The sequence below is a fragment of the Arthrobacter sp. BL-252-APC-1A genome (genome assembly GCF_009696625.1).
Lineage (GTDB): Bacteria > Actinomycetota > Actinomycetes > Actinomycetales > Micrococcaceae > Arthrobacter_B.
On the sequence record NZ_VULS01000008.1, the window covers coordinates 180,762 to 188,866 of the forward strand.

The window sequence follows — 8,105 nt, forward strand, 5'->3', positions numbered from 1 at the left end:
GCGCGTATGTCCTCGGCATCCGGCCGACCGCGGAAACGTCCCCGCAGGCAAAGGACCCCCGCAGCGGCAGGTTCCAGGCACCACCTGTGCATAGGAGAGTTTCGTGGCCGCAGAAGACAAGACGGATATCCTCAGCGGGCTCACCGGCCAGCTGCCCGACAATGATCCCGAAGAGACCTCCGAATGGGTCCAGTCCCTGGATGACCTGATCCGCACCGAGGGAACCGAACGGGCCCAGTTCATCATGCGCACGCTCCTGCAGCGGGCCGGTGCGCATTCCGTAGGCGTTCCCATGGTGACCACCACGGACTACGTGAACACCATTCCGGTGGACCAGGAACCCGATTTTCCCGGCGACGAGGAGATTGAACGGAGGTTCCGGGCCTGGATGCGCTGGAACGCTGCAATCATGGTGCACCGGGCGCAGCGCCCGGGCATCGGCGTCGGCGGCCATATCTCCACTTTCGCGGGTGCTGCCACCCTCTATGAAGTGGGCATGAACCACTTCTTCCGCGGCAAGGATGCCCCCGGCGGAGGCGACCAGGTCTTCTTCCAGGGGCACGCTGCGCCGGGAATGTATGCCCGCGCCTTCCTCGAAGGACGGCTGACTGAAGAGGACCTGAACGGGTTCCGTCAGGAGAAGTCCCGCGAAGGCCACGGCCTTTCGTCCTATCCGCACCCGCGGAACATGCCGGACTTCTGGGAGTTCCCCACCGTTTCCATGGGCATTGGTCCCATGAACGCGATCTACCAGGCACAGCTGAACCGCTACATGGACAACCGCGGCATGAAGGACACCTCCAACCAGCACGTCTGGGCGTTCCTGGGTGACGGTGAGATGGATGAGCCGGAATCACGCGGCCTGCTCCATGTGGCGGCCAACGACAAGCTGGACAACCTCACCTTCGTAGTGAACGCAAACCTGCAGCGGCTGGATGGTCCGGTGCGCGGCAACGGCAAGATTGTCCAGGAACTCGAGGCGTTCTTCCGCGGTGCCGGCTGGAACGTCATCAAAGTTCTCTGGGGCCGCGAGTGGGACCCGCTGCTCGCCGCCGACGACGACGGCGCGCTGGTGGACATCATGAATTCGACGGTCGACGGCGACTACCAGACCTACAAGGGCGAGTCCGGCGGGTTTATCCGCGACCACTTCTTTGGGAAGAGCCCGCAGACCAAGGCCATGGTGTCCGGTCTTTCCGACGACGACATCTGGAACCTGAAGCGCGGCGGGCACGACTACCGGAAGGTTTACGCGGCCTATAAGGCGGCGCTGGAGTTCAAGGGAAAGCCCACCGTCATCCTGGCCCATACGGTCAAGGGCTACGGCCTCGGTCCGCACTTCGAAGCGCGCAACGCCACGCACCAGATGAAGAAGCTCACCCTGGATGACCTCAAGCTGTTCCGGGACTCACTTCGAATCCCGATCACCGACGAGCAGCTCGAAGCGGACCCGTACCAGCCGCCGTACTACAACCCGGGGCCGCAGGCACCGGAGATCAGGTACATGCTGGACCGGCGCCGTGAACTCGGCGGGTTCCTCCCGGAACGCCGCACGGACTACAAGCCGATCCATCTCCCCGGAGAGAAGTCCTACGAGGTTGCGAACCGCGGCTCCGGCAAGCAGCTGGCGGCCAGCACCATGGCGTTTGTGCGGCTGCTCAAGGACCTGATGCGGGACAAGGAGTTCGGTATGAGGATTGTGCCGATCATCCCGGATGAAGCCCGGACGTTCGGCATGGACTCGTTCTTCCCGACGGCGAAGATCTACAACCCCCAGGGCCAGAACTATCTTTCCGTGGACCGGGACCTGGTGCTGGCGTACAAGGAATCACCCCAGGGCCAGATTGTGCATGTTGGCATCAACGAGGCCGGGTCAATAGCGGCCTTCACCGCCGCGGGCACCTCATACGCAACGCAGGGCGTGCCGCTGATTCCGGTCTACATCTTCTACTCGATGTTCGGGTTCCAGCGCACGGGGGACTTCATCTGGGCAGCAGCTGACCAGATGGCCCGCGGATTTATGGTCTCCGCAACTGCCGGCCGCACCACCCTTACCGGCGAAGGCCTGCAGCACGCCGACGGCCACTCCCCGATCCTGGCCTCCACCAACCCCGCGGTGAAGACCTACGATCCGGCCTATGGCTACGAGATCGGCCACATTGTGCGCCAGGGCCTGGATGACATGTACGGTCCGGATTCCAAGGACCCGAACGTCATTTACAACATCATGGCGTACAACGAACCGATCCTTCAGCCCAAGGCACCGGAGGATCTGGACGTTGAAGGTGTGATCCGGGGTATCTACCTGCTCTCCCCCGCGTCGATTGACGGGCCGCGCACCCAGCTGCTCGCCTCCGGTGTCGGCGTGCCGTGGGCGCTGGAAGCCCAGCGGCTCCTGGCCGAGGACTGGAAGGTTTCGGCGGATGTGTGGTCGGTGACTTCGTGGAACGAACTGCGCCGCGATGGCCTGGCTGCTGAGGAAGAATCCTTCCTGCACCCCGATGAGGAACCCAGGGTGCCGTTCGTAACCCAGCAGATGGCCGGTGCGACCGGTCCGGTGGTGGCAACTTCGGACTACATGAAAGCCGTTCCGGACCAGATTCGCCAGTTCCTGCCAAACGAGTTCGCGTCCCTGGGCGCTGACGGGTTCGGCTTCGCCGACACACGGGCTGCAGCCAGGCGTTTCTTCAAGATCGACAGCCACTCCGTGGTGGTCCGCGCTCTGGAAATGCTCGCCCGCCGCGGCGAAGTCGATTCCAAGGCGCCCTCCGAAGCGATCAGCCGGTACCACCTGCTGGATGTCACCAAGGGCACCAGCGGCAACGCCGGGGGTGACGCCTAGGCCCGACGGCGGCAGGGCGGGAGACTCACAGTTGTAGCCTTCACACAAAATGGAGGTTGGAGACCGAAGGCCGTAAGCTTCGAGGATGCCAGTGACCCGCAGTACGCCACAGGAAACAAAGGCGCCGCAAAGCGGTGCCGATCCACTGATCCTGGAGCGGCTCAAAGCCAACATCGGCAAGCTCTCCACCGCCACCCTCAAACAGCTCGATATCTCCCTCCCCTGGTACCGGGGACTGCGGCCGGATGAGCGCTCTGCGCTGGGAATGGTGGCCCAGAAGGGCATTGCCTCCTTCGTCAACTGGTACGAACGTCCCGCCTCCCCGGCATGGGTCCTCAGCGACGTCTTTGGCACCGCACCCACCGAACTGACCCGCGCCATCAGCCTGCAAAAGGCGCTGGCACTGATCCGTGTGGTCGTGCAGGTAGTGGAAGACCGCGTGCCCGAGCTGGCCGCCGGTTCTGTGCAGGGACCGCTGCGCGAAGCAGTTCTCCGCTATTCACGGGAGGTGGCCTTCGCAGCAGCGGACGTCTACGCCCGCGCCGCAGAAACGCGCGGCGCCTGGGATACCCGGCTGGAAGCCCTTGTAGTTGATGCAATTCTCCGAGGGGAAAGCTCAGATGCCCTTCGCTCCCGCATCGCCGCCGTCGGCTGGACTTCCACCGCCGGAGTGACCGTCATTGTTGGCAGCTCGCCAGCGGATCCCAGCCCCTCCTTCGTCAACGAACTGCGGCGGGTGGCAGGACGCCTGGCCGAAGACACCCTCGTGGGCATCCAGGGAGACAGGCTGATCCTGGTGCTGGGCGGCATGAGCGAAAAGTCCGGCGCCCTGTCCCGGCTGGCAGATCTGTTCGGCCCCGGCCCGGTTGTTTACGGGCCCCCTGCGGAATCACTCGTTGAAGCGGGCCCGTCCGCCCAGGCGGCATTTGCCGGCCTGACTGCTGCCCGGGCCTGGCCCGCGGCGCCCCGCCCGGTGGCCGCCGACGACCTCTGGCCGGAGCGGGTCATGTCCGGTGATGACACGGCACGCAAGGCGCTGGTCCGCAGCATCTACCGGCCCCTGCTGGCGGCCTCCAACGGCCTGGCTGAAACACTCTCCGCCTACCTCTCCCTCGGGCACTCCCTGGAGGCCACGGCCCGCGAACTGTTCGTGCACGCCAACACTGTCCGCTACCGGCTTCGCCGCGTCTGCGACATCACCGGATGGGATCCCATGCTGCCCCGCGAAGCCTTCGTACTGCAGACCGCCCTGGTCGTCGGGCGGCTTTCACCGGCCGGCAAGGCCGTTCCCGAACGGCAGGCAGCCCGCTCCTAAACGCACTTGCCCACCTGCGCACCACTTGTAGACTTCCTACAACGCGCATCGGTGAGCTTGGTTCACCTAAACACCCGGCAAACCTGTCCCTCTTTGGAAAGCTTGATACGTGCTTGCAATCGTCTGCCCCGGCCAGGGGTCACAAACGCCAGGCTTCCTCGCTCCGTGGCTGGAACTGCCCGGAGTGCGGGAGCACCTCGAAGCGCTCTCGGACACCGCGGGGCTTGACCTCGTTGCCCACGGCACAGTCTCGGATGAAGAAACCATCAAGGACACCGCCGTCGCCCAGCCGCTGATCGTGGCGGCCGGACTGATCGCAGCCAGGCAGCTGCTGGACACCGGCGCTCTGACCGCAGCAACCGTCGTCGCCGGTCACTCCGTTGGTGAAATCACCGCTTCCGCCGTAGCAGGCGCCCTGACCGAACAGGACGCGCTGCTCTTTGTCCGGGAGCGCGCCAACGCAATGGCCCGCGCAGCTGCCGAGGTTCCCACCGGCATGTCCGCCATACTCGGCGGTGACCCCGAGGACGTCGCCAGGGTCCTGGACGGACTCGGCCTCACCGCTGCCAATGCCAACGGCGGCGGGCAGACCGTGGCAGCAGGAACACTCGAACAGCTCCAGGAGCTGTCCGCGAACCCGCCGGCGAAGGCGCGGGTCATTCCGCTCAAGGTGGCCGGGGCCTTCCACACCGCCCACATGGAACCGGCGCTGAGCGTGCTCGAAGCCCTGCGCTCCTCGCTCTCCCCCGCCCAGCCCCTGCCGACCCTGCTGTCCAACTACGACGGCGCCGCGGTAGTGAGCGGTGAAGCCAACCTGGACAGCCTCATCGCCCAGGTTTCACGCCCGGTTCGCTGGGACGCCTGCATGGAGACCATGACAGCCATGGGCGTCACCGGGATACTGGAACTTCCGCCGGCCGGTACCCTTACCGGGCTCGCCAGGCGCGGTATGCGCGGCGTCCCCTCCCTGGCCCTGAAATCCCCCGAAGACCTCGCCGCTGCCCGTGCCTTTGTGGCCGAGCATTCCGGCGCGGCAGCAGTTACAACCCAAGAAGGTAACGCGTGAGCACGCCCACCCTGAAGCAGTCCCCGGTCAACGAATTCAGCCGTATCCACGGCATTGGGGCTTTCCGGCCCGACGTGATCGTCAGCAATGACGATGTGTGCCAGTGGATCGAGTCCTCCGACGAGTGGATCCGCCAGCGCACCGGCATCGTCACCCGGCACCGGGCAGACAAGGGCACCTCCGTAGTAGACATGGCTGAGATGGCCGGACGCGACGCCCTGGCCCACGCCGGGATCGACGGATCGGCCCTTGATGCAGTGATCGTCTCCACCGTCACGCATCCCTTCGCCACCCCGTCGGCGGCCGCACAGATAGCGGACCGGCTGGGTGCCACTCCCGCACCGGCGTATGACGTTTCCGCAGCCTGTGCCGGCTACTGCTACGGCATTGCCCAGGCAGATGCCCTTGTCCGGTCGGGCGCAGCCAAGTACGTACTGGTTGTTGGTGTCGAAAAGCTTTCGGACTTCATCGACAACACCGAGCGCACCATCTCCTTCCTGCTGGGCGACGGCGCCGGCGCTGTTGTCATCGGCCCGTCAGACACTCCGGGCATCGGTCCGTCGGTATGGGGCTCGGACGGCAGCAAGTCCGGAGCCATCGGCATGACGCATTCAATGCTGGAGATCCGCGAACTGTCCCTGGCCGCCGAGGCCGAAGGAACACTGCCTGCCTCCGTGCTGGCTGAACGCGAAACCAAGCTCTGGCCCACCCTCCGCCAGGACGGCCAGACGGTATTCCGCTGGGCTGTATGGGAAATGGCAAAGTCCGCGCAGCAGGCACTCGACGCCGCCGGTATCACTGCCGAGGACCTCGGTGCCTTTGTTCCCCACCAGGCCAACATGCGGATCATCGACGAAATGGCCAAGCAGCTGAAGCTCCCCGAGTCCGTTGTCATTGCCCGGGACATCGCCGACGCCGGCAACACCTCCGCAGCATCCATCCCGCTTGCCACCCACCGTCTGCTCAGCGAGCACCCCGAACTCAGCGGGAAGCTCTCGCTGCAGATCGGCTTTGGCGCCGGCCTGGTCTTCGGCGCCCAGGTTGTTGTCCTCCCCTAGTTTCCAAGCCACACCGTCTCGGCGGTTGGAAAACCCACGCCGGTCCAGCACCGGTACCAACGAAAAAAGGAGCCCCCATGGCTAGCAATGAAGAAATCCTGGCCGGTCTCGCAGAGATCGTGAACGAGGAAACCGGCCTGGCCCCCGAGGCCGTTGAGCTGGACAAGTCCTTCACGGATGACCTGGACATCGACTCGATCTCGATGATGACCATCGTGGTCAACGCTGAAGAGAAGTTCGGCGTGCGCATCCCCGACGAAGAGGTCAAGAACCTGAAGACCGTTGGCGACGCCGTCGACTTCATCTCCAACGCCCAGGCGTAGTTCGTGAGGGGCGGCCGCTGCCGGTGCGGCGGCCGCCCTTTGCAGCACCACCCGCTGCACCCGTTCAAGGGTGCGCCCCCAATTTTCCGAGAGAGTGAATCATGGCCCGCAAAGTAGTCATTACCGGCCTCGGCGCAACCACGCCGATCGGCGGAGATGTCCCGACCATGTGGAAGAACGCCCTGAAGGGCGTCTCCGGTGCACGCACCCTGGAAGACGACTGGGTTGAGAAGTACTCCCTCCCGGTCACCTTCGCGGCCCGCGTTTCCACGCCGGCCACTGATGTCCTCTCCCGCGTAGAAGCTAAGCGGATGGATCCTTCCACCCAGTTCGCCGTCGTCGCGTCCCGTGAAGCCTGGGCCGATTCCGGCCTGGCGGAAACCGACGTCGACCACGACCGGCTGGCGGTTTCCTTCGCCACCGGAATCGGCGGGGTGTGGACCCTGCTGGATGCCTGGGACACCCTGCGCGAAAAGGGTCCCCGGCGTGTCCTTCCGATGACTGTTCCCATGCTGATGCCGAACGGCCCTGCAGCTGCCGTGAGCCTGGACCTCGGCGCCCGGGCCGGCGCCCACACACCGGTGTCCGCTTGCGCATCCGGCACCGAGTCCCTGCACCAGGGCCTGGAACTGATCCGGTCCGGCAAAGCGGACGTTGTGGTCTGCGGCGGCGCTGAAGCTGCCATCCACCCGATGCCGCTGGCGTCCTTTGCTTCCATGCAGGCACTCTCACGCCGCAACGACGACCCTGAGCGTGCATCCCGCCCGTACGACAAGGACCGCGATGGCTTTGTGATGGGCGAGGGCGCAGGCGCAATCGTCCTGGAAGCCGAAGAGCACGCCGTCGCGCGCGGTGCCCGTATCTACGCCGAACTCGCCGGCACGGCAGTCACGGCAGATGCCTACCACATCACCGCTCCGGATCCCGAGGGCCTTGGCGCCACCCGCGCCCTGAAGGCTGCCCTCTATGATGCGCGTGCCCAGGCCGAAGACGTGGTGCACGTGAATGCCCACGCCACCTCGACTCCGGTTGGTGACAAGCCTGAGTACACCGCTCTCAAGACGGCCCTGGGTGCGCACGTGGACAACGTAGCCGTCTCAGCGACCAAGTCCCAGACCGGCCACCTGCTGGGTGCGTCAGGTGCTGTTGAAGCTGTGATGACCGCGATGGCCGTGTATACCCGGCAGGCACCGGCGACCATCAATCTGGATAACCAGGATCCGGAGATTCCGCTGGACGTAGTTACCTCCGCCCGCAATCTTCCCTCCGGCGACATCGTGGCCCTGAACAACTCCTTTGGGTTCGGCGGACACAACGCTGTTGTGGCGCTGCGCAGCCACTAGGATCCTGCAGCGCAAAAGGCCGGGCCCCCTCTGAACTGCTCCCCGAAAGTTGGACTGAGAAATCAGTTCACTCTCGGGGAGCAGTTCTATGCACAGCAGCAGTTCATTGTCGGAAGAGCAGCGTGAGGCAGCGGTAGCCTTATTTGAGCTGGGTTGGG

General features: G+C 65.0%; 6 protein-coding genes. All 6 read left to right on the plus strand.

Features of this window, described 5'->3' with window-relative positions:
* The first annotated feature begins 103 nt into the window (after positions 1–103).
* The 6 genes from aceE to fabF all read left to right on the plus strand — a co-directional run bounded on the left by aceE (position 104) and on the right by fabF (position 7,947).
* Positions 104–2,842: a pyruvate dehydrogenase (acetyl-transferring), homodimeric type gene (aceE, locus tag FYJ28_RS13245; protein WP_326831710.1), complete on the plus strand. Its 2,739-nt coding sequence runs from the start codon at positions 104–106 to the stop codon at positions 2,840–2,842.
* Between the two features lie 85 nt (positions 2,843–2,927).
* Positions 2,928–4,157, plus strand: coding sequence for a helix-turn-helix domain-containing protein (locus FYJ28_RS13250; RefSeq protein ID WP_154579594.1), 1,230 nt, complete (start codon positions 2,928–2,930; stop codon positions 4,155–4,157).
* 109 nt (positions 4,158–4,266) lie between these two features.
* Positions 4,267–5,223, plus strand: coding sequence for an ACP S-malonyltransferase (locus FYJ28_RS13255; protein WP_326831712.1), 957 nt, complete (start codon positions 4,267–4,269; stop codon positions 5,221–5,223).
* Entirely contained in the window at positions 5,220–6,281 is a 1,062-nt protein-coding gene (locus FYJ28_RS13260; protein ID WP_055240833.1) for a beta-ketoacyl-ACP synthase III, read from the plus strand. Before FYJ28_RS13255 ends, FYJ28_RS13260 begins: the two co-directional genes overlap by 4 nt.
* Before the next feature lie 77 nt (positions 6,282–6,358).
* On the plus strand, positions 6,359–6,604 hold the full coding sequence (locus FYJ28_RS13265) for an acyl carrier protein (protein WP_055240832.1): 246 nt from the start codon (positions 6,359–6,361) through the stop codon (positions 6,602–6,604).
* 101 nt (positions 6,605–6,705) lie between these two features.
* On the plus strand, positions 6,706–7,947 hold the full coding sequence (gene fabF / locus FYJ28_RS13270; protein ID WP_055240831.1) for a beta-ketoacyl-ACP synthase II: 1,242 nt from the start codon (positions 6,706–6,708) through the stop codon (positions 7,945–7,947).
* Positions 7,948–8,105: the final 158 nt, after the last annotated feature.